The following is a 22,950-nucleotide window of genomic DNA, read 5'->3' as shown; positions in this document are numbered from 1 at the left end:
GACTACCATCTGACAACACATTCAATCCATTTTTTATGAACACAGCCATCATTGGGGCAGGGATTGGTGGACTTACCACCGCCCTTACCCTTCAAAAACGCGGAATCGACGTTACTATTTACGAAAGCGCTCCCGCCATCAAACCCGTAGGGGCAGGAATTATCATGGCCAATAATGCCATGCAGGTATTCCAACAGTTGGGGTTAAAGTCGTCGATTGAGAAAGCAGGAAACAAAATCTCTCGCCTGCGCATCACCGACCCACAACTCACCGATTTGTCGGTGATTGATTTACATCCTTTTGAAACGAAATACGGTGTACATAACGTGGCGGTTCACCGCGGCGAGTTGCAGCGCATTCTTGCCGAAGCTGTTGGATATGAGCACATTCATTTATCTAAACGAGTATCTAAAATTGAAAAAAATGAAGATTTTACAATCCACTTCGAAGACAAGACTTCCGCCAAAAGTAGTATCCTTATCGGAGCCGACGGTCTCAAATCAGCGGTTCGGAATCAGCTTTTTGAAAAAAGTGAGCTGCGAAATACGCATCAGTTTTGCTGGCGGGGAGTGGGTGAAATAGAACTTCACGAACGGCATCACCACGCTCCCGTAGAAGCATGGGGCAAAGGAAAACGTTTTGGTTTTGTTAAAATCAGTAATCAAAAAGTATATTGGTACGCGCTGGTTAACTCGCTATCATTCAACACAAACAGCGCAAATTTACTGGAGACTTTCCGCGAATTTCACCCCGATATTTTAGCAATTATTGCCAACACACCCAACACCCAAATCATTGAAAATGAAATCATTGATTTAAAACCCATTCCCCAGTGGCATTCCGAGAATGTCTGCTTAATTGGCGATGCGGCTCACGCCACCACCCCCAACATGGGACAAGGTGCTTGCCAAGCCATAGAAGACGCGTACGTGCTGGGAAAATTGCTGGATAAAGGGCTACCACTCGAAAAAACGTTTGCCGAATACCAACGCGTTCGCCAAAAGAAAGCACGAATGATTGTGGATACCAGCTGGCGAATGGGACAACTTTCTCAACTCGAAAACGAATGGGGAATTTGGGTGCGAAACACCCTGCTAAAACTCATCCCATCGAGCATCAATCAGAAACAAATGGAAACTGTTTTTCGGTTAGCAACTGTTTAGCAGAAAACATCACCCCATGAAACAGCACATTGCTCATCTAGCCTTGTTAGTAACCGATTACGACGAGGCCATCGAATTTTACACCCAAAAATTACACTTTGATTTACTCGAAGATACCCAACTAAGTCCCGCCAAAAGATGGGTGCGTATAGCGCCCAAAGGTACTTCTGAATGTGCGATTTTGCTGGCCAAAGCAGCCAATGACGAGCAGCAAAGCCGCGTTGGAAATCAGACGGGAGGACGGGTTTTTCTGTTTTTAAGTACGGATAATTTTTGGCGTGACTATCAAATGTACCTCGATAACGGCGTCAAATTTGTGCGCCCACCCGTCGAGGAACCCTACGGTACGGTGGCTGTATTTGAAGATTTATACGGCAATTTATGGGATTTGATTGAACATAAATAGTTTTTTTACCTTCTCGAAAGTTAAACCTCCCGAAAGTTCAAAACTTTCGGGAGGTGGCTTGCTATCCTCGCATTTTTTGTACCACTTCAACGATGTGGTTAATGGCAAACGTTATTTCTTCCTCAGTCGTGAAACGTCCCAAGCTCATCCGCAAAGACGCATACGCTTGGTCGTCGGTCAAGCCAAGGATTTTTAGCACATAAGAAGGCAATACCGACGCCGACGTGCAAGCCGATCCCGTTGAAACAGCTACGTCGCGCAGGCTCAGTAGTAAGTTTTCGCCGTCCACGTTTTCAAAACAAATATTGGTCAAATGCGCGAGTCGATGCGGAGTTCTCCCATTTACAAAGGTATCGGGCACTTTTGCCAAAATTTCACTTTCTAAGCGATTGCGCAACTCCTCCAATCGAGCCGTTTCCGACTTCATTTCTTTCTGGGTAATTTCACACGCCTTTCCTAGCCCGACAATCCCAGGCACATTGAGCGTGCCCGAACGACGCCCCCGCTCGTGCCCACCGCCATCCATTTGCGACGCTATTTCTATTCCCGAACGTACCACCAACGCACCAATTCCCTTGGGGCCATATAGCTTATGCGCCGACAAACTTAGCAAGTCAATTCCTTCCAACGGTATATCAATCGGCAGTTTTCCCACCGCTTGCGTGGCATCCGTATGAAACAATGCCCCTGCTCGATGCGCGACCTCCGCAATGTCTTGAATGGGTTGAATCACCCCAATTTCATTGTTGGCATACATCACCGACACCAAGATAGTGTCTGCCCGTAAGACTTCAGACACTTGTTGAGGGGTAATTAGTCCATCGGTTGCAGGTACCAGATAGGTGATTTCGGCCCCTAGTTGTTCCAAATGATGGCAAGTATCAAGCACAGCTTTGTGCTCGGTCGCAACGGTTATGATGTGTTTTCCTAGGTGGCTTTTTTTTTCAAAAACTCCCTTAATCGCTAAATTATTGGCCTCCGTAGCTCCACTCGTAAAAACCACCTCTTTGGGCGTAACATTCAGCAACTTAGCTATTTGTTTTCGTGCCGTAGCTACTGCTTCTTCTGCCGTCCAGCCGTACAGATGGGTTCGGCTTGCGGCATTTCCAAACTGCTCCGTAAACCAAGGCAACATGGTTTCCAACACCCGCGGGTCCACGGGCGTAGTGGCATTGTAATCGAGATACACTGGGAGTCGCATAGGGTCGTTATTTTTTTGCGAAAATAATGCCATCCTCTCGAAGGTTTACCGCTTTCAAAAGATAATTTTTGACAGGCAGTTTTGTAGCTTTGCCTCCTATGAAAACTGCGTTGGCTATTCTGCTTTATTTGACGTTTCCGCTGCTACTGTTTTGGTGGGGATGGTTTTCGCCTTGGGTTGCGTTGGTCAGTACCATTGCATTAGTGGGACTATTGTATCAATTTTACCCCGCTATTGCTTCTTTTTGGAAAGAAAAGCCCACCAAAACGTCTCTTTGGGCTTTATTCTATTGTGGTATAGCCGCCTTTGTATGGACGTACTTGGCGGGAGTCGGAGGTTTTCGCCCGCAGCATTTCGACTACTACAAACACAACCTTGTTCTCAACAACTTAGTGCGGTATTCTTGGCCAGTACAGTATTCCGATGGTAGTTATTTGTGCTATTACCTGGCTTATTATTTACCTGCGGCCGCCTTGGCCAAACTAACAGGTGGCATGGCGGCCATACCTTATTACCTCTTTGGCTGGACATGGTTAGGGCTTTGGCTTATCGTTTGGTTACTTTATCAATTAGGTGGCAAACGACTTTTGTTATTTTTTGCCCTCTTCAGTAGTCCTAATGGGCTATTATTGGTTTACGAAATCATCCAATCGCCCCTCCCACTCGGTGCTGCCTTGCGGGATATTTGGACGAATGACCACACCATCGAGCTCATTCAATCCCCTGGAGGGTTGATGTTTATCAGTCACATCGACTCGTTTTCTGCCTCCCCCCAACATGCCCTTCCCGCTTGGCTTATTACGGCGTTGTTTCTTCGGTTTTGGAGTTTGGGTTTTGGAGTTGCGGGTTTGGAGTTTCAGGTTTGGAGTTTGGGGTTTGGAGTTTCAGGTTTGGAACAGAAACAAAAAAACAGGCAATCCAAAACAGAAAACCCAAAACAGAAAACCCGAAACAGAAAACAGAAAACAGAAAACTCACAACTAACCCTTCTGTTAATAGCCACCATCCTCTACTGGTCGCCGTTGGTGGCGGTGGGCTTTTTGCCGTTTCTGGGGTATCAGATTTTTCAGGAATACAAAGGTCAGCGGGCAGCAGGCAGCAACCTGTGGGAATACAGTCATCTTTGGAAATTTCTTTCGGTTTTAATTATTTCGATACCTGCATTTCTGTTTTTTTCGGGACACGTTCCATTACACGACGCGCGAGGTTGGTGGTGGAACCTGTTATCAACCCCACACCAATTTATCCTTTGGGGAGTTTTCATTTTCTTGGTAGTCGGTGTTTGGGCAATGTTAATCATTTATTTGAAGAAAAAAGGTGCATTTTCTCCCGCTGAATTTCAGCTACTTTGCCTTTCGCTCATTGTACTTTTTGCACTAACCCTTTTTAAATATGGCCATTACAACGACTTACCTCGTCGCGCGGGGCTGCCTGCTACGCTGGTGCTTTGTTGGGGGTTAGCTCAATCGCTTCGCGCCTCATTTTTCAAAGATAAATACCTTCGGGTGGGACTCTGGCTGGTAGCGATTTTTAGTGCGTTTTTGCCCTTTAAACACCATGCAATGTGGCTAACTGCGCGACCATACGTTGCCACTACCGACAAAACCATACGCGATTTTACCCCTTACCCTATTCATTATTTAAGTCATTATCACTGGGGAGAATTTGATGTGGTTTCACAATACTTGGGCGCAAAAAAATCAATGTATCTACGTTATTTTGCTCCTGCAAAACCCACCCCTCCACGACAACTAACGAAAGCATTTTACTACTGGAAGTCTGAATTTTCGCTTTCGGAGTATGAGAAAAGAGCCCTTACCCAAAACGACATCAACAAGCTTTACATTCGATTTTTTGACGTGGACTGGGATCCTATCAGCAATCAAGCGGTTCCAAAAGCCGTGGTTTATTTCAAGGAAAACCCGCCCGTAGCGTTTGTACCCACCGTTTTTATCACCAACCGCACCCTCGAAAAGCTTTCATGGGGAGGAATAGAAGAGTTGGCAAAGAAGGTTCAGCAGAAAATTTGGCAAATCCATCGTCAACATTCACAAGCAGATATTCCTAGAATAGATAATAGCGCAAAATTTTCCCGCAACACTTTACACATCCATGAACTGCAAATCGACTGTGACTGGACTTTACAGACGAAAGCCAAGTACTTTGAATTATTGAATCAACTTTCTAAGCAACTGGACGCAAACCATAGTCATTTTGGCTATAAAGTAGCGCTCTCTGCGACTATCCGTTTACACCAAATCAAGTTTTATCGAACCACAGGCGTCCCTCCCGTGGCCCGAGGAATGTTGATGTATTACAACATGGGTGATTGGAAAAGTCCCCGCACCGAAAACTCCATTCTCGACCTCAATACCGCCAGCAGATATGCCGATTACGTCTCAGATTATCCATTGCCACTCGACGTTGTTTTACCTTTATTCCGCTGGGCTATTTTTTACCGAAATGGACGACCATTAAAAATCATTAACCATTTGTCTCACAAAGACTTTCAAAACAGTTCACTATTCAAAAAAGCCTCCGAAACCAACCAATATATTGCACTCACCAACACCCGTTTATGGGGAATTTCGGTACGGCGTGGCGACCGTTTTCGGGTAGAAGAAAGTACCGTCAACCACCTTTCAATAAGTGCCCGAACTTTAGCTCAAGAAATACAAAATACTAAGCTTACCTTTGCGTTGTACCACTTAGATTCGACCAACCTCTCCCATTATGAAAGAGATTCTCTCCAACAAATTATTCAAGCATTCCGCTAGAACCATTGCAGTATTGATACTCCTTGCGTGTGCGGGAGGCCCTGCTGATTTAAACGAATTTACAAGCTATTTTTTACCCGAAACCGCCACTACCCAAGCGGGCGATGGGCGCTACCACTTTACACAACAGTTTCTGTATTTGGACGATTACAGCGACACCCTCCGCCCCGACAAAGACATTAATGCCAAAGCCTGGGCGGCCTACGCGGGTGTGGATGAAGCCATCGCCTACAACTATTTTTATACCGAAAGTGCAAATAATACGCTGCCCAACCGCCTTATGTTGAAGGGCAACAAAGCGGCCGTTACTTATCTCCAACTGGCCAAGTCGATTGAAAAATCATACCAGCCGTCCGTTTATTCGTGGGAAGAAGGAAGCAAAGACTCCCTGGCATTGGTAGAAGCATTTGCCAAAAGTCAGCAACTAGCCCGCAGTACGACCGACCCATTTTTGAAAGAACGTTATGGGTATCAAGCCGTGAAATTGGCCATGATTTTGGCACAGCCTGACAACTGCATCAAACTCTACGAAGAGCTTATCAAACCCCTGAAAACCAAGACATTTATCAGCGACTGGGCTTTTTCAAGAAAAGCAGGTGCTACCATGGCTTTGGGAGATACAGCCAAGGCTTTGTACGAATTTGCCCAATTGTTTGAGCGCTGCCCGTCGCGCCGCCGCGAGGCCGATTTGAGTTTGCGCATCAAAGGAGTTCGTTTTCAAGAAAAAGCGTTGGACTATTGCCAAAACAACGCCGAAAAAGCCGCCGTTTACGCCATAAGCGCCATTCAACCTTTGGAGGATGGGTTGCCTATGCTCAAAAAAGTAACGGAGTTAAATCCTAAAAACGGCCTTATTGAGCTTATCACAGCCCGCGAAATCAACAAAAATGAGTACTATGCCAACGGCGAAATGCCTTACGTAGAAGATACCCTTGCCTACGAAAAACGCCGTGGTGAAAGCAAGTCGTACATTGAACAATTAGGGGATTTTTGCGCCGACAATGCCACCAACAAAGCCTTGAACAATCCTTCCTTTTGGTACACTTCTGCCTCTTACGTTGCCTACGTCAACAAAGACTACAAAAAATCAGAAGAATACCTTACGCAGGCCAAAGCCGCTCCCGCACCCAACGACTACCTCAAACAACAAATAGACATTCAGGAAGTATTGTTGTTGATTGCCCAGCAGGAGGGAATTACGTCAGAGTTTGAAGGCAAAGTGATTGGAATGTTAGAAAAGCTCAATAAATCGGAGAATTTCCGCATCGTTAATGCCTATACGCGTGCCTGTGGCTTGTTGGCAAAAATGTACCGAGGCCAGCCTACCGAAGAAAAAAAATCAGGCGGATGGTGGTCGAGTTGTAGCAGCAAATCATCGGGCGATGTTTCTGCCACACATTTGGCCAAAGCCTTTTTATTGGAAGCCGCTGCAAGTTGGCAATCACGTCCAGTTAATGCCGACGGCTACGCTCCCGCTTTTGCCACCAACTTAGACCGATACGCTGTAGAGGATAGCACGTCGATAGAAACCCTACGCGAAGCGATTTCGTACGCACAACAACCTCAATTGGATGATTTTGGCAAACGCCTTCTGGGACTATCGGGCGTAAATGCTGACTACCTGAACGTCGTCTTAGGTCGCCGTCTTTTGGGCGAACACCAGTACGCCCAAGCCGCCGAAGTATGGAAAAATGTGTCAACCAAAACGTGGACATCGTCTCCTTTTAGCGATTACCTGACGGAGAATCCATTTTATATTAAACCCGACAATGGGCAAGCCCCTTCGCAATCAATAACACCTGCGGCATTTGCGGCTCGTATGGTTCAATTAGAAACCCAAATGAAAGCAGGTGATGCTCAAGCCGCCTATTTGTTGGCCTGTGGCGCCTACAACATGGGGTATTTTGGCAACAGCTGGTTATTGCTCAACCGTCAACGCAGCAGCAGCGAATACGAATACACCTATCCTCCCCGCGATTTAACAGGCGTTGACTATTACACCTCCGCCAAAGCAAAAACGTATTTTGAAGAGGCATTACAATTGACCAAAGACCCCGAATTAGCAGCTAAAGCGGCCTTTGGTGCCTCTCTTTGCGAAGAAAGCGCCTTCTATGTCTTTAGGGCAAACGAAGGCCGCGACCTTGGCTACGACGAAGCCACCCAAGCGGCATTTAAAAAGCGAATGAACGAAGAGCAAAAGAAACGCCTAGGCAAGTACTTTGATTTACTTCGTCGCAATTATGCTAACTCTGCCTACACCAAAGAAATCATCGAAGAATGTAGCACCTACCGCGATTTTGTGGGACAATAACAACTAGAAGCGTTTTAGGAAGAAAAATTTTTAAAAATTTTTCTTCCTAAAACGCTCTGAAAAACAACAAGATACAAAAAAAGGCTCATTTTTTTGATTTTTTTTCAGCAAAAACGTTTGCATTTAAAAAACACATCGCACATCTTTGCACTCCCGAACGACGGGAACAAAACAAAAAACGATGGTGATGTAGCTCAGTCGGTAGAGCAAAGGACTGAAAATCCTTGTGTCGGCGGTTCGATTCCGTCCATCACCACCATCGGTAAGAGCCGTTATAACGCAAGTTATAACGGCTTTTTTTGTTGGTTAATTTCTCCTTATTCAACACTTCATCAAACTCATCAATACGTCAATTTTTTAATGTTATCCATGTAGCCTCGGCTCACGCGCACCCAATCGCCGTTTTGCATAATGACATCGTAGCTGCTGAGTTGTTTCTGGATTTCTTTTACAAACTCCAAATGAATGATGGAAGAACGATGTACCCGAATAAACTGCTGCGGGTTGAGTTTTAATTCGAGCTGGCTAATGCCATAATTGCTCAAATAATTGCCCCGATGGGTAATTATTTTGGAATAGTCGCCCTCAGCCGCAATCCAAATGATGTCGCGAACATTGACCGTTACTAATTTTTGATTTTGCTGAATGAGAATCTTTTCGGGATACTGTAAGGGATTGATGAGGCTTTCGGCCAATGGTTGAATGGGGGTTAAATTCTGACTCTGATTCAACCGTAATTTTTGAATGGCAGCGTTGAAACGGCCACCCGTGTAAGGCTTTAACAAATAGTCAATCGCATGGACTTCAAAAGCCTGCAAAGCGTATTGGTCGTAGGCCGTTGAAAAAATTATCTGCGGAATTTCTTCCAAGTGCTTCAGCACATCAAAGCCCGTCAGGCCAGGCATTTGAATGTCCAAAAACACCACATCGGGTTTAAATTCATTGATAATCTTAACGGCATCGACACCGTTGTTGGCCTCCCCTACCACAATCATCGTAGGGTATTCCTGCAAATATTGCTTGATTAGCGTACGTCCTGCCGCTTCATCGTCGGCAATTACTATCTTTTGCATGGCTATTATTGGAGCGGTATTTCAAACCAAACTCGAAAACCGCTCGGTTGGTTTTGTTGAAAATGTAACGTTTTCCCAAACATCTTCTCTAAGCGTAATTTTGTGTTGGTCAACCCCACTCCTTTTCCAATAATTTCTCCTTCATTGACAAACCCAACACCCGTGTCTGTAACCTCCACTATCAGGTCGTAGTTAGTTTTTTTGATTGTTATTTTCACTTCTCCTCCTTCGATTTTGGGTGAAATACCGTGTTTGATGGCATTTTCCACAATCGGCTGAAGCAACATCGGCGGAACCCGTTCGGTCATCAATGCTTCGTCCATCTCAATCGTTGTCTGCAACCTACTGCCAAAGCGGTCTTTTTCCAAGGCAAGGTATTTTTCAACAAATTCCATCTCGTCTTTCAGTTTGACAAAATCCACCCGAGATGCCTTCAACTGGTACCGAAACAAATCAGCCAATTTCGCAATCATCTCCCGTGTTTCCTCCATTTCGGGCGGTACCGACGCGCTAATGGTGTTGAACACATTGTACAAAAAGTGCGGATTAAGCTGGGCTTTGATGGCCGAAAGCTCGCTCTCAAGCGACGCCTGTCGAAGGGCATTTTCGGTCTCTTTTTGGCGTTGATAGTGCAAATGATATTCGTAAGCGTGAAAAAAGCCAAATTGAATGATGTAAATAAGCGCAGGTATGTAAATGTCCCACACTTGACTCGGCCCCCGCAAATGCCCACGTCCAAGGGTATCCATCGTGAAATAGAAGGCTTTTTGCCACGTAAAAACAAAAAGCAACATGGTGAATACGTGCAAAAGAATCTTGGTCGAAAGCTTCCAATGCGGAATCACTCGAAAGTAGAAATACCAAAGGGGGATGGTCACGATAAATTTTAAGGCATAATCAAAAAATTGGCTGATGGCATAGTTGAGAAGCAGTGCGCCGTAAGTCATTTTAACATACGACAATTCATTGAATGTCAACGTCAAACAATACAAAGCATACAACACAAAGTAAACCCCCACGACGGCCAGCAATTCGCCAAGCCGAACTCCCCAAATGAGTTTTTTTTGCCAATTTATCATTTTTCTCAGCTGTGTTTATTGTGAATCTGTTTCAAATCTCCCACAAATAATTCGATTCTGCTACGTTTTTTCGACGAATTGCCGTATGAGCCGTTCAACTGCATTACGCGTCATTCGTCGGGTTATTTGTCGATTCACCGAATGTCTGTTTGATGTGTTTTGTCGCGTTCGCAACTTTGTCCCATCAACCATCGCAACCATGAAAACCATCTTACTTCCATTTCTCGTTTTATTTACCTTCGTATCGGCAACAGCCCAGCGCTTTTCTATCTCAGGACTGGCAAAAAACGAACAAAACGAAGGTATTCCCTTTGCCACTGCCACCCTTTTCAAAGTAAGCGACTCCAGCCTCGTAAAAGTGGAGAGCTGCACCGAAAATGGTCATTTTAAAATGAACGGAATTACCCCCGAACACTACTATTTGGTCATCAGTAGCGTAGGTTTTCAAAAATACCGCTCGGTCAACTTCAAGCTCATTGATACCAACATTGACTTCGACGCCTTCGTTTTACGCAGCGATAATCAACTGGCCGAAGTGAAAGTAAAAGCCCAAAAACCGTTGGTCGAAGTTCTTTCGGACAAAACCATTTTTAACGTCCAAGCGTCCCTCAGCGCTACGGGAACGACGGGCTTGGAACTGCTGCGGAAATCGCCAGGGGTGGTGTTGGACAACAACGAAAATATCATTCTCGAAGGTAAAACAGGCGTCCGAATTTTCATTGATGGCAAGCCTTCGGTATTGCAAGGCGCGGACTTGAACCAATTCCTAAAATCGTTACAAGCCTCTGACATTGAAGCCATTGAAATAATCACCCAACCCTCCGCTCGCTACGATGCCTCAGGCAATGCAGGTATCATCAACATCCGACTCAAAAAAGACAAACGCTTTGGCACCAATGGGTCTTTGGCGCTGGGGTATGACTATGGTCGTTTTGGAAAAGTTAATGGCTCCGTTTCGTTCAACCATCGAAACCGCAAAACCAACTTTTTTGGCACATACAGCAACCGAACAGGACAAAATTGGTCGTATTTGAATTTTTACCGCGAACAAGTCAATACCATTTTTGACCAGAAGGCCGAGACGATCAACAACAACCAAAGCAATAACATCAAACTTGGCATGGATTACTTTGCATCGGCCAAAAGTACGTTTGGCCTTATTTTGAACGCCAACCTCAATGCCAACGATAACACGTCGCTCAGTCGAACGCCCATTTATCCGCAAAACAGCCCACTCCCGACGCAGGTTTTGATTGCCGATAATACTTCCCAACAGCACAGCAATAACTTGTACCTCAACACCAACTATCGTTTTGCAGACACCCTCGGTCGCGTCCTGAACGTGGACGTTGACTTGGGTTCATACAACAGCAATCGCCATAGTTATCAGCCTAATTTTTATAAAAACGGGACAGAAACCCAAACTTTGTTCAGCCAAATTTACCGCATGAAAACCCCGACTGATATTGTTATTTTTTCGGCCAAAGCCGATTATGAGCGGCCATTTTTGAAAGGAAAACTAGACATGGGGGCAAAACTGTCAATTGTCAAAACGAACAATACCTTCGATTTCTACGATGTGGTTGACGGAATGGATGCGTTCAATGCCAATCGCTCCAACAATTTTGTTTATACCGAACAAATCAACGCTGTCTATCTCAACTACAACCGAAGCCGTCAAAAATTCGACCTTCAATTTGGTCTTCGGGCCGAGCAAACGGTGTCGGAAGGGAAGTTGACTGGAACGCAAAAAAATGCCGATGCTTTTGTGCGCCGAAACTATACCAATCTCTTTCCCAGCGGTGGTATCACCTACAAAGCCAACCCCAACAACAGTCTTGCGTTGACGTACAGCCGCCGCATCGAACGGCCTACGTACCAATCTCTTAACCCTTTCGAGTGGCAATTGGATGAATTGACCTACCAAAAAGGAAATGCGTTTTTGCAACCCCAATACGTCAACAACCTCAAACTTGCCCATACCTACAAATACACCCTGACGACCTCGCTGAGTTACAGCTACGTCCGTGATTTTTTTGCCCAAATTACCGATACCACGGGCTACAATCGCAACTTTATGATGGAGCGTAACATCGCCGACCAACAAGTCATCAACTTGGGCGTTTCGTATCCGTTCCAGGCCGCGAAGTGGTGGAATGTGTACCTCAGCCTCAATGCCTACCACACCGCGTTCACATCTGACGAAAAGAAGTTTATGAACGTAAAAGCCAATGTGTTGAGCATATACGGACAAAATACCTTTAGTTTACCCCTAAATTGGAATTTAGAAATATCAGGTTGGTATAGTTCGCCAGGGATTTGGGGCGGCACCTACGTGACGCGCAGCCAAGGTTCGCTCGACTTTGCGCTCCAAAAACGGATTTTAAAAGAGAAAGTGGCGTTTCGCTTGGCCTTCAGCGATGTATTTTTTACCTCACCTTGGCAAGGCACAACCCAGTTCGGCGGGCTACGCATCACAGGCTCGGGCGGTTGGGAAAGTCGCACTGTCCGAATCAACTTGAGTTATAACTTTGGTAATAAACAAGTTAAATCGGCACGACAACGACAAACGGGAGTTGAAGAGGAGAAAAACAGAATTAATTGATTGTTGCAGCCTTTAGCGCAGCTCCTTCCTATTATTTAATCCATTTTCTAATGCCCTACCTTGCCCTAACCCTACAGGCAAGTAGGGCATTTTTCGTGAGTAAGTATTTTTCAAAAAAATTCGTTATCATTGCTTTACTGATTGTATATCAGCACCCTACTCACGCTTTGACCCTCAACTTTATGGCTCTCATTCAACCACTCGCAAACCAGTTCCACCGTGAACTACTTCGTAAAAATCTTACCCGTATTTTTGGTGATTTTGACGACACCCTTCTACATAGCCTCGAACCTCAGCTCCAATGGGTGGAAATAGGAGGAGGCGAACAACTTTTTGCCCAAAAAGACGTCGGTGACTCGCTCTATTTTGTCATCAGCGGACGCCTACAGGCCCAGATAACTACCGAGGAAGGCACCCAGAAGGTCATCGGGGAAATCATGCGGGGTGAAACCGTGGGCGAAATGGCCATTTTCACGGGCGAACCACGTTCGGCTACGATTGTCGCCATCCGTGATAGTGTTTTGGTGAAGCTGTCGAAGGAAGTTTTTGAACAAGTCATCTTAGACTACCCCGCCGTTTCCATGAACGTCACCAAGCTCATTATCAGCCGATTAAAAAACTCACAGGGCGGACGAAAAAGCGTAAAAAAGCCCGTTAATATTTGTTTATTGGCCTTACACGAAAGCATTTCTTTGCCCAATTTTTCTCACGATTTATACCAAGCATTGACTGCCAAAGGTACGGTTTATCTGGCCTCAAGCACGGCCGTGGACGAGTTTTATGGCATTGAAGGTTTTTCCCAAACCAATAAAAACGATAGAAAAGCCTACCACGAACTATCGCAGTGGCTTGATAATCAGGAATCGAAGCACGAGTACATGCTTTACGTGACGGATTCCGAAAATACGGAATGGACGCAGCGGTGCATTCGCCAAGCCGATGAGATTTTTCTTATTGCAGACGCTGCCCAGCCTTCTGTGCTGGTTTCACACGAACAAAGTATCAATACCAGATCCGCCACTACTGGCGTTCCGCAGGTGTTGGTGTTGCTGCATCCTTCAGATACAGTTTCACCGCGCCATACCCGCGAGTGGCTGAGTTTGCGTCCAAACGTAAAATCTCACTACCATTTGCGCCGAGGAAGTTCCCAAGATATGAAGCGGTTAGCCCGTATTATCAGCGCAACAGCCATTGGTTTTGTGGTGGCGGGCGGCGGAGCCAAAGGTTTTGCGCACATTGGGGTGATGCGTGCGTTGGAAGAATTTGATATACCCATAGATTTTGTGGGCGGAACGAGCGTGGGCGCGATGGTGGCCGCAGCGGTATCGTTTGGAGAGCCTTCCGAAACCGTGCAACGTATTATGAAAAAGGGAGCCATGTTTAATCCGACCAAAGATTACAATTGGCTGCCTTTTATTTCACTCATTCGTGGCAAACGCATCAAACAAATGATTGACGACACAATTGAAGCCTTCGTGGGCGTACGCCAAATCGACATAGAAGATACGTGGCGAACGCTTTTTGTGGTGTCGAGCAACTACACCCAAGCCCGCGAAGAAGTACACACCCGTGGCTCTATGAGCAAATACTTGCTGGCTTCTACTGCCATCCCAGGCGTATTTCCCCCGATTATTGATGGCGACGACCTGCTGGTGGATGGCGGAACGTTCAACAATTTTCCTGCCGATGTCATGAGCCGCGCCAACGTAGGTAAAGTGATTGGCGTGGACTTGGCCCGCGACCAAAACTATCGGCTTGATTTAGAGGAAATTCCCAGTCCAAAACAATTATTACAAGACCGATTTCGTCCCAAAAAACAGCGTAAATATCGGTTGCCTTCACTTACATCGTTGTTGCTCAACGCGACCTTGCTTTACAGTGCTGCGCGGCGCAATGAAGCCATCAGCTACTCCGATTTGTATTTCAACCCCGATGTGAGTCGGTTTGGAATTGTGAGCTGGGCGGCCTTCGATACCATTGTCGAAAAAGGCTATGAACACGCCAAAGAGGTTCTCCAAAACATGAGTAGTGAAGAGTTGGCTTCGTACAAATCCTAAAGCAAAAAACGTTATGCAATTGCTTCAATCGCTAATCCATAATTTTAAACAACCGTCTTTTGGTATAGGGCGCGCCTACTACCCACTGCGTATTTTGGGCTACGCTTACGGCATTCTTTTGCTTGTTTTACAGGGCAATAGCCGTGGTTTTGACAGCAACATTCACCTGCTCATCGGTGTTTTTTTGATTTATCCTCACGTTTGTTTTTTGGTTTATAAATTTTCTGGTTCTAGCCGATTTATCGAACTCTCATTTTTAATCATAGATACCTTTTGGGCAGGTATGTTTATTGGCATCATGTCCTTTGCGGTATTCCCGACCATCATGTACATCGTAATGACTTGGACGGGAAACATCGGCGTACGAGGCGTGCGGCAGTGTCTTTATGGCGTCGTGGCAACCATCGTTGGCATCGGCGTGAGTAGTTTTTTAAAGCCAATTACCTTTGAACCTGATAGTAGCTTATTGATAGAACTAATCTGTTGTGGCCTGGTCACAGTTTATGCGCTTTATTTTGGCTATACGGCCTATCTTTCTACGATTTATCAGAAAAAACTTAGGAAAGAAATCGAAGCCGAAAAGAAACGTTCAGAAGAATTATTGCTCAATATCTTGCCCTACGAAACGGCCGCTGAATTAAAAAACAAAGGCTACGTGGACGCCCAAACCTACGGATTGGTCACGGTGATGTTCACTGATTTCAAGGATTTTACCAAAGTGTCTGAACGTATGAGTGCGCAAGAGTTAGTATTAGAAATTGACAAAATATACCGAGAGTTTGACCGTATTATTGGTAAACATGGCATCGAAAAAATAAAGACCATCGGCGATGCGTACATGTGCGCGGGCGGGCTACCTAAATCTAACCAGACCCATGCCGCAGATGTGGTGGCGGCGGCTATTGATATTTTAGGCTTTATCCACCAAGAAATCGACGCCCGCAAACGTTTGAATTTGCCCTATTTTGAAATTAGAATTGGCATCCATACAGGGCCGTTGGTAGCGGGGGTTGTGGGTATCAAAAAATTCAGTTATGACATTTGGGGAGACGCCGTCAACATTGCCAGCCGTATGGAAAGCAGTAGCGAAGCAGGAAAAATTAATATTTCAGAAACGACCTATCAACTCATCAAAGATCGTTACGCATGTCGCCATCGAGGCAAAATTACTGCCAAAAACAAAGGCGAAATCGACATGTATTTTGTAGAATAACCAACCTTTATTATGCAATATCCACTCTTTCTACTTGCCCTAGTTGATCGTTATTTGTTAACTGTTATTCGTTCAAAATCAACGAATAACACCAAAAATAATGCACTAAAACGGCTACTTTTTTACTTCGTCACTTGTTATTCTGGTCTGGTTTATGGACAAACTACGCCTACGTTTGACAATATTTCTCCGAAACAACTGGCTAAGTTCAAAGCCGCAGGGGTGGTTAGTTACCATGATTTTGGGGCCAAGGGTGATGGCAAAACCGACGACATCGATGCCATCGCCACAACTCATGCTTTTGCAAATGTCAACGGGCTTAAAGTCAAAGCCGACGCCAACGCCACTTATTACGTGAGCGGTAAAGAACAGACGGCGGTGATTCAGACCGATACAGATTTTGGCACGGCAGCCTTTATCATCGACGATACCAACGTCCAGAACCGCAATGCGTCGGTGTTTACGGTAAGCTCTAACCTCCAGTCGTTTAAGCTTTCTACGGTTTCTACCCTCAAAAGAAACCAGAAAAAAATCGAAGTATCCTTGCCAAGTACTTGTCTGATTACGGTCACCAATGCCAACGTAAAGCAATACATTCGGTTTGGGTTAAATCAAAACAACGGGTCTTCGCAAACCGATATTTTTGTGGTTGACAAAAACGGCAACGTTGACATGAACGCTCCCATCATTTGGGATTTTGACCAAATCACGGATATTACAGCGCTGCCCATCGACGAAAAACCTTTAAAAATCACGGGAGGACGCTTCACGACCATTGCCAACAAAGCCGAATCAAAATATACCTATTATAGCCGAAACATCGCCGTCCGTCGGTCAAACGTTCTCATCGAAGGACTCGAACACCGCATCACGGGCGAAGGCGAAAACGGTGCGCCTTACGGCGGATTTATCAACGTCGGGGATTGTGCGTACGTCACCGTCAAAAATACCCTACTGACTGGCCACCGCACCTACAGTACCATCGGCGCAGCGGGCAAGCCCGTGTCCATGGGCACTTACGACCTGTCGGTTAACCGCGCGGTGAATGTGTCTTTTGTCAATTGTACCCAAACCAACAGCATCGACGACAATACGTATTGGGGCATTTTAGGCTCCAATTTTTGCAAAAACTTGCTATATGACCGCTGTACACTCTCGCGTTTTGACGCGCACCAAGGTGTAGCCAACGCCACCATCCGCAATTCCACCCTCGGACACATGGGCATCAATGCCATTGGAAGCGGCACGTTTTTGGTCGAAAACTCCACTATTCGCGGCCGAAGCATCGTCAACCTTCGCTCCGACTACGGCAGTACGTGGCAGGGAGAACTCATCATTCGCAACTGCATTTTTGTTCCTGCGGGCGGCAAACCTACCAGCGCCGACCTCATCAGCGGCTCATATTCTGGCCTGCACGACTTTGGTTATACCTGCTACATGCCCGAACGCATCACCATCGAAAACCTTCGCATCGACGATTCGCAGCACCCCGACAACTACCAAGGCCCTGCCATTTTTGCCAACTTTAATCCCCAAATGACGGACAACTCTTACCAAGAAAAATTCCCCTACGTCATTACCAAAGAGGTCATTCTTCGCAACGTCACAACGGCCAGCGGTAAGGCAGTGCGGGTTAGCAATAACTTGTTTATGTTTAGGGAGGTGATGGTGAAAATTGAGAAATAAAGTATTTACTACACAAAACACCCCACCAGCAGTGCTAGTGGGGTGTCAAACTCTACTTTTCAAGGCTTGCTTTACCTAAAAATTATATGTTAGCTGTACGAGCTACTTTTATACCTATTCAGAGTATTCGATAACTATCTCATTTTTTTACCACCAGTGCCTTACTTATCACTTCATAACGATTTGCGAGTCTTATCTTATAATTACCTGCAGGAACTTTGGAGGTACTTAACAGTATCGTATTCACACCTCGCTTCGTTTTCCAATCTATCGTTTGTAGTATTTTACCTGTCACGTCTATCAATTCCAACGTGGATACCACTTCGTCAAAACCTAAAAAATATTTCACTGTCGATTCATCTACGGCTGGGTTTGGATAATTGATCAACTGATAGTCCCCTGTCAAACCGCCTTCAACATTCCCCCCTAAATCAAATCCTACTTTTTTACTCATATTCAGTAAAGCACTTTTTAAACTCGTCGTTGACGAAAACTGTTCCATTGGAAAGGCGTGCGATACTGGTTTTTGGCCTGATCGAGAATAAAAACTATTTCCCACATTGAGGGATAGTTTCTCGTTAGCAACGGATATAAATGGGTCATCCGAATCCATCGACTTAACTTCTGACAATCCTTCTTCGCTGCCTTTAAACGTAAATAAGGCAACTGGTTCACCACTTCGAAATGCTCCATAGTTCGTTTCGGAGGGTGATTTTCCAATAATGTAATAGTCTGAAGCGATACCCGCCTTCTTAAAAACATCTTCCGTACCCAGTTTAACGGGAGCTTTATCCCAATTCCCACGTATGTCTTGTATTTGATTGATTGCAAAACCACGGGGTACTTTTAAAGTAAATTGCGCTGTCGCTCCTTTCTCTTGAGTATCTGCATTATTAACGTTTGGCGTATCATAGTTAGGAACAATCCACGCGGTATATACTTTCTTGTCAGAATCGTAACTAACCATATATTTCACCGTCAGGTTGGAGAGACCCTGACTATATAAGAGAGCAGGTGTTAGTAAACTGAGCAATAATAAAAGGTAGCAATTGTTCTTTTTCATTTGATTTGTCAGTTTGAAATGGCGATACTTTCACAAGTATCGCCATTTGTTGTACGAATTATTTCTTTGTCTTTTTCACCATGACTGGAATACACAGATTAACTGGACAGCAATTTGTACCTGTTTCTATTATCAAAGGGCAACAGCCCGAGGCAGGACAGGTTGAATTACTCGCCGTAAAGGTGTATCTGCCAATTTCGGAGAACAATACAACATTGCCTGTTGCTACCTGTTGGCCATTTTTGTACCAAATCACATTCGTATAGGTCGCAGGTACAGTAGCTTCTACCGACTGATTGACACACAACTTGATTGGTACAGTTACACATACATCCGTTTCATTATTCGTCTTTACAGGATCGTTTTGATCAGAACTCACAATACGGGCATAATTAAAACGAATTCCTTCCTGTACTGCTTTTGCGGTAACCGTTAGCACTGCACTATCTCCTGAAGCCAGCGATGGAATATTCCAAAGTGGGGCAGAAAATGTTCCTTTGGTGGGCACACCTGTCAATAATTGCAAACCTACATCTACGCTATCTTTAACGACGATATTGGTAGCTAAGTCTGGCCCCAAATTTTTTACCACTATCTGATAAGTTACGTTTCCGTTCAATTGAATGATTTTATCACTCGCTCCGATGACAGTTTTTCTAATCTGTAAATCAGAAGTTCCTTTTGCAACTAATTTAGGAATGATAAAAACAACTGCCTGAGAACATGCTTTAGGGGTAAAGTTATCGCATACTTCATACACAAATTGATCAGGACCAGTATAACCGCTATTAGGCGTGTAAGTAAACGTTCCATCCGAATTTATTACAACTGTTCCGTTAGAAGGCCCTACCACTGGGGTGGTATTGATTGTTAGTACTCCTCCTTCTGGGTCTTTATCATTGGTCAATACGTTTCCTGTTGCCGAACCAGAAGGAGTGCGCGTAAATAAATCAGCATTGGCTACTGGTGGCAAATTTGAAAACCCTGAACCATATACGTTGATACTTACAGTGGCATTCGTACACAACTGTGGCGTACCACTATCGCACGTTTTATATACAAATTGATCTGTTCCAGTAAACCCTGCATTAGATGTATAAGTGTATGTACCGTTCGGATTAAGAGTCACCGTGCCATTCGACGGATTACTAACCAATGAAGCCGTCAGAGTCTGACCAGGGTCTGGATCACTGTCATTGGTAAGTACGTTTCCTGAAACAGGAACACCCGATTTTGTCGCCGCATTGTCTCCCAATGCAACAGGAGGATTATTGGTGGCTTGCGGGTCTCGAACGGTAATAAATACTGTAGCTGTATCACATACCGAAGGAGTACCACTATCACACACCCTGTACTTAAAACTATCTGTACCTGAATAGTTATTGGCAGGTGTATAATTATAATTACCAGAGCTAGTCAACGTCACTGTTCCGTGGCTTGGTTGCTGGACAAGCGTTGTACCTACTATCAATGGAGCAACACCCGTTGCTTTGTCATCATTAATGAGCACATTACCTGACACTGGTGTGTTTTTCAGGGTAACTCCATTATCATCGTACGCATAAATTACCCGTTTACAATCAGCGGCGAGCCCTGATATATTCACAAACTGTTCTAGCGGAACGACATTTCCCCCAGCCCCTTGGCCAGAACGAGAATAAAAACTATTGGCAACGTTTAATGAATAATTGGTATTAGCAATTCCAATAAAGGCATCACCAGCTGGCAAAGGTTTAATTGGCCCATAACACCCATTTCCTTTAAAACTAAACAAGGCTACTGGCATACCTGACGTAAAAGTTCCATAATCTGTTTCGCCTGGAGATTTGCCTAATACATAATAATTAAGAGAAGCATCGAGTGTCCCTGGCCACGTTTGGCCTGCATTCCCTGGGCCTAATTTCCGAAAATCTGATTCGGTAGGTTTTGTCCATACGCCTTTAATGTCTGTGATTTGAGTAATAGTAAAGTCTTTGGGTACAACTATCGTGTACTGAGCCGTTCCACCTTTCTCCGTAGTTCCTGAATTGTTTGCGTTGGGTACTGAGTAATCGGGGATTACCCATGCCGTGTAGGTTTGTGTACTTGCATCATACGTAATCTGATACTTTACCGTGTTACTTGATAATTGGGCTCGTACAATCAGGCTTAATCCAAGCAAAATCCCTACCACCCCCATCAAGGTTTGAGCGAAAATCTTTTTCATTGACTTGTTCTTTTAATGGTTTGCGTTTTCAAAGTTTTTCTTTCGTTTAGAAGAGAGAGGCAAATGCCTCTCTCTTTATTGATGGTTAGGGAAGTTGCTCTCTGATTTTGAAGAAAGGTACTATGAGACTATTACCTGCGTGGTTTTTAATCACATTTTGATAAATAAACTCTACATCGTTACCTGTTCCTTGGAATATAACCTCTCCGTTAAGGTTGATATCCCCACTGTAGTACCCCTTCAATTTGTAAGAAGGTAGTACAAATGCATTGGATGCGGCATTAATGACCTGCTGATAAATTACATTCACGTCATTATCAGTTCCTTGATAAATCACCTCATGTTTGCCATCAGCAACGTTAGCATTTAAGGCATTTCCTGCCCACATCGCTACCCCTTGCTCAACTGCAACTTGAGGGACATTTACCGCATTCGTCACATCGAGATTGTAAGTTGGAGTCGTTGGTTTACGGAAATCTACCACCGTGCACCCTTTACTTAAATCTATGGCTGACTTACTCATGACACCTAAGTGATTGCGATGTTTGACCACAACATAATAAGAACTCGGAGCTGCTGAGGTAAAGGTTAATGAACTCACACCATCAACATCAACAATGTCTCCATCACGTTGCAATAATGCCGAACGACTATCTACCACTTGTGTCGGATCTGTAGCACTACGTAATTCAACAAATACCCAATCAACAATTGCATTATTTCCCGATGGGCTGCTTGTTCCTACAACTGACAGACTTGTTGTATTTGCGGATGTTATACCGTTCATACCTAATGCAGGATAAGGACTTGTAGTAGGTATATAACCCTTTGTTCTCAAATCATCTCGCATTAATGAATCTGGCATAAATACTCCTAACAAAGCCCCTTGTAAATACACTTTGGCTTGCAAACACACTTTTGAATTGGGCAAAATTCCAATACTCACCGTGGCCGTGTCACACTTGCTAGGACTGCCACTGTCGCACACCTTGTAGGTAAAACTATCGTTGCCGATGTATCCACTCGTCGGTGTGTACGTATATGTCCCATCCGTGTTCAACGTCACCGTTCCGTGCAATGGATTCGTCGCCTTTGCGTAACTCAATGGTACGTTGTTGTCGGGGTCGTAGTCGTTGGACGCTACTGTCCCCGATACTGGCGTGTTTACATTCGTCAGCTTGGCATCGTCCACCGCTATCGGAGGCTGATTGCCCGCCACGGGTTCGTTCACCCGTACATTCACCGTCGCCGTGTCGCACTTGCTCGGTACACCATTGTCACACACTGAATACTTAAATGTATCTGTTCCTACAAAGCCTGAATTCGGCGTGTAAGTAATCGTCCCGTCGGGGTTTACCGTCGCCGTACCGTTGGTCGGGTTGCTAATCTTCGTCGGTACTCCCAAGACGTTGCCATCAGGGTCGCCGTCGTTGGCTTTCACATTGATTACCACTGGCGCATTCTTTGGCGTCTCCGTGTTGTCATCCACCGCTACGGGTGCATCATTGCCCGCAATGGGAGTCGGTACTATATCCACCGTCACACAAGCCGTGTCTTTCAACCCTTGCGCATTACTCACTTCGTAGCAGAACACATCTTCACCCGTTTTACCTGGCGTCGGCGTATAAACAAAACTTCCGTCAGGATTCAACGTCACCGTTCCTTTCGTCGGTGGTGTCACTGGCGTGGTTGTCACCACCAACGTGCCCCCTTGTGGGTCATCGTCGTTGGTCAATACATTCCCATTCACGGGTTTATCTTGTGGTGTCACCGCAATGTCTGGGTTCGCTTTTGGGGCTTGTGGGGCCAATGGTAAAATTCCAATACTCACCGTGGCCGTGTCACACTTGCTAGGACTGCCACTGTCACACACCTTGTAGGTGAAACTATCGTTGCCGATGTAGCCACTCGTCGGTGTGTATGTGTAACTACCATCCGTGTTCAACGTCACCGTTCCGTGCAATGGATTCGTCACCTTCGCGTAACTCAATGGTACGTTGTTGTCGGGGTCGTAGTCGTTGGACGCTACCGTCCCCGATACTGGCGTGTTTACATTCGTCAGCTTGGCATCGTCCACCGCTATCGGTGGCTGATTGCCCGCCACGGGTTC

Annotated in this window: 14 protein-coding genes and 1 tRNA gene; 9 read left to right on the top strand and 6 right to left on the bottom strand. The window is 45.2% G+C overall.

The features are described from left to right. Positions 1-35: 35 nt before the first annotated feature. Together AC23P2_RS20655 and AC23P2_RS20650 are read left to right on the top strand one after the other, a co-directional pair. Positions 36-1,163, top strand: coding sequence for an FAD-dependent oxidoreductase (locus AC23P2_RS20655; RefSeq protein ID WP_487774957.1), 1,128 nt, complete (start codon positions 36-38; stop codon positions 1,161-1,163). A 16-nt stretch (positions 1,164-1,179) separates the two neighbouring features. Next, the gene (locus AC23P2_RS20650; protein ID WP_487774956.1) at positions 1,180-1,569 is read left to right on the top strand and encodes a VOC family protein; all 390 of its coding nucleotides are present in this window, start codon (positions 1,180-1,182) and stop codon (positions 1,567-1,569) included. Positions 1,570-1,630: 61 nt separating this feature from the next. On the opposite strand, the gene AC23P2_RS20645 is transcribed toward AC23P2_RS20650, so the two are convergent. Then, positions 1,631-2,770 (bottom strand): cysteine desulfurase family protein, encoded by a 1,140-nt coding sequence (locus tag AC23P2_RS20645; RefSeq protein WP_487775103.1) that lies wholly within the window; start codon positions 2,768-2,770, stop codon positions 1,631-1,633. A gap of 98 nt (positions 2,771-2,868) precedes the next feature. Here AC23P2_RS20645 and AC23P2_RS20640 point away from each other — a divergent pair, with 98 nt between their 5' ends. The 3 genes from AC23P2_RS20640 to AC23P2_RS20630 all read left to right on the top strand — a co-directional run bounded on the left by AC23P2_RS20640 (position 2,869) and on the right by AC23P2_RS20630 (position 8,117). Then, the gene (locus tag AC23P2_RS20640) at positions 2,869-5,547 is read left to right on the top strand and encodes a hypothetical protein (protein WP_487774955.1); all 2,679 of its coding nucleotides are present in this window, start codon (positions 2,869-2,871) and stop codon (positions 5,545-5,547) included. Next, positions 5,504-7,858, top strand: coding sequence for a hypothetical protein (locus AC23P2_RS20635; RefSeq protein WP_487774954.1), 2,355 nt, complete (start codon positions 5,504-5,506; stop codon positions 7,856-7,858). The genes AC23P2_RS20640 and AC23P2_RS20635 overlap by 44 nt, the downstream gene beginning before the upstream one ends. A gap of 183 nt (positions 7,859-8,041) precedes the next feature. Continuing rightward, positions 8,042-8,117, top strand: a tRNA-Phe gene (locus AC23P2_RS20630). Between the two features lie 82 nt (positions 8,118-8,199). On the opposite strand, the gene AC23P2_RS20625 is transcribed toward AC23P2_RS20630, so the two are convergent. Next, positions 8,200-8,931 (bottom strand): LytR/AlgR family response regulator transcription factor, encoded by a 732-nt coding sequence (locus AC23P2_RS20625; RefSeq protein ID WP_487774953.1) that lies wholly within the window; start codon positions 8,929-8,931, stop codon positions 8,200-8,202. A 5-nt stretch (positions 8,932-8,936) separates the two neighbouring features. Continuing rightward, positions 8,937-10,010: a sensor histidine kinase gene (locus AC23P2_RS20620; RefSeq protein ID WP_487774952.1), complete on the bottom strand. Its 1,074-nt coding sequence runs from the start codon at positions 10,008-10,010 to the stop codon at positions 8,937-8,939. A gap of 85 nt (positions 10,011-10,095) precedes the next feature. On the opposite strand from AC23P2_RS20620, the gene AC23P2_RS20615 reads away from it, so the two are divergent. Genes AC23P2_RS20615 through AC23P2_RS20600 form a run of 4 tightly spaced genes read left to right on the top strand, consistent with a single transcriptional unit; the run spans position 10,096 to position 17,571 of the window. Next, entirely contained in the window at positions 10,096-12,615 is a 2,520-nt protein-coding gene (locus AC23P2_RS20615) for a TonB-dependent receptor domain-containing protein (RefSeq protein ID WP_487774951.1), read from the top strand. A gap of 50 nt (positions 12,616-12,665) precedes the next feature. Beyond that, a complete protein-coding gene (locus AC23P2_RS20610; protein WP_487774950.1) occupies positions 12,666-14,672 on the top strand; it encodes a patatin-like phospholipase family protein in 2,007 nt (668 codons plus the stop codon). A gap of 13 nt (positions 14,673-14,685) precedes the next feature. After that, entirely contained in the window at positions 14,686-15,885 is a 1,200-nt protein-coding gene (locus AC23P2_RS20605) for an adenylate/guanylate cyclase domain-containing protein (RefSeq protein WP_051397900.1), read from the top strand. A 12-nt stretch (positions 15,886-15,897) separates the two neighbouring features. Beyond that, positions 15,898-17,571 carry a hypothetical protein gene (locus AC23P2_RS20600; protein WP_487774949.1) on the top strand — a complete coding sequence of 558 codons (1,674 nt, stop codon included), beginning with the start codon at positions 15,898-15,900 and terminating at the stop codon, positions 17,569-17,571. 139 nt (positions 17,572-17,710) lie between these two features. Here the strand turns inward: AC23P2_RS20600 and AC23P2_RS20595 are convergent, their stop codons facing one another. The 3 genes from AC23P2_RS20595 to AC23P2_RS20585 all read right to left on the bottom strand — a co-directional run. After that, a complete protein-coding gene (locus tag AC23P2_RS20595) occupies positions 17,711-18,634 on the bottom strand; it encodes a T9SS type A sorting domain-containing protein (protein WP_487774948.1) in 924 nt (307 codons plus the stop codon). A gap of 58 nt (positions 18,635-18,692) precedes the next feature. Beyond that, positions 18,693-20,840 (bottom strand): Ig-like domain-containing protein, encoded by a 2,148-nt coding sequence (locus AC23P2_RS20590; protein ID WP_487774947.1) that lies wholly within the window; start codon positions 20,838-20,840, stop codon positions 18,693-18,695. Between the two features lie 85 nt (positions 20,841-20,925). Then, on the bottom strand, positions 20,926-22,950 hold a 2,025-nt coding region (locus tag AC23P2_RS20585), incomplete at its 5' end, for an Ig-like domain-containing protein (RefSeq protein WP_487774946.1).

It is taken from the genome of Runella sp. R0.1_18, from assembly GCF_057652155.1.
Note: the sequence above shows the minus strand (reverse complement) of the source record. Positions and strands in the feature narration are given on the sequence as shown.

Bases quoted from the DNA above. Each gene is read 5' to 3' on its own strand.
- AC23P2_RS20645 (WP_487775103.1), bottom strand. From the start codon at position 2,770: ATGCGACTCCCAGTGTATCTCGATTACAATGCCACTACGCCCGTGGAC.
- AC23P2_RS20615 (WP_487774951.1), top strand. From the start codon at position 10,096: ATGAGCCGTTCAACTGCATTACGCGTCATTCGTCGGGTTATTTGTCGA.
- AC23P2_RS20595 (WP_487774948.1), bottom strand. From the start codon at position 18,634: ATGAAAAAGAACAATTGCTACCTTTTATTATTGCTCAGTTTACTAACA.
- AC23P2_RS20620 (WP_487774952.1), bottom strand. From the start codon at position 10,010: ATGATAAATTGGCAAAAAAAACTCATTTGGGGAGTTCGGCTTGGCGAA.
- AC23P2_RS20655 (WP_487774957.1), top strand. From the start codon at position 36: ATGAACACAGCCATCATTGGGGCAGGGATTGGTGGACTTACCACCGCC.
- AC23P2_RS20590 (WP_487774947.1), bottom strand. From the start codon at position 20,840: ATGAAAAAGATTTTCGCTCAAACCTTGATGGGGGTGGTAGGGATTTTG.
- AC23P2_RS20640 (WP_487774955.1), top strand. From the start codon at position 2,869: ATGAAAACTGCGTTGGCTATTCTGCTTTATTTGACGTTTCCGCTGCTA.
- AC23P2_RS20635 (WP_487774954.1), top strand. From the start codon at position 5,504: ATGAAAGAGATTCTCTCCAACAAATTATTCAAGCATTCCGCTAGAACC.
- AC23P2_RS20625 (WP_487774953.1), bottom strand. From the start codon at position 8,931: ATGCAAAAGATAGTAATTGCCGACGATGAAGCGGCAGGACGTACGCTA.
- AC23P2_RS20610 (WP_487774950.1), top strand. From the start codon at position 12,666: ATGCCCTACCTTGCCCTAACCCTACAGGCAAGTAGGGCATTTTTCGTG.
- AC23P2_RS20605 (WP_051397900.1), top strand. From the start codon at position 14,686: ATGCAATTGCTTCAATCGCTAATCCATAATTTTAAACAACCGTCTTTT.
- AC23P2_RS20600 (WP_487774949.1), top strand. From the start codon at position 15,898: ATGCAATATCCACTCTTTCTACTTGCCCTAGTTGATCGTTATTTGTTA.
- AC23P2_RS20650 (WP_487774956.1), top strand. From the start codon at position 1,180: ATGAAACAGCACATTGCTCATCTAGCCTTGTTAGTAACCGATTACGAC.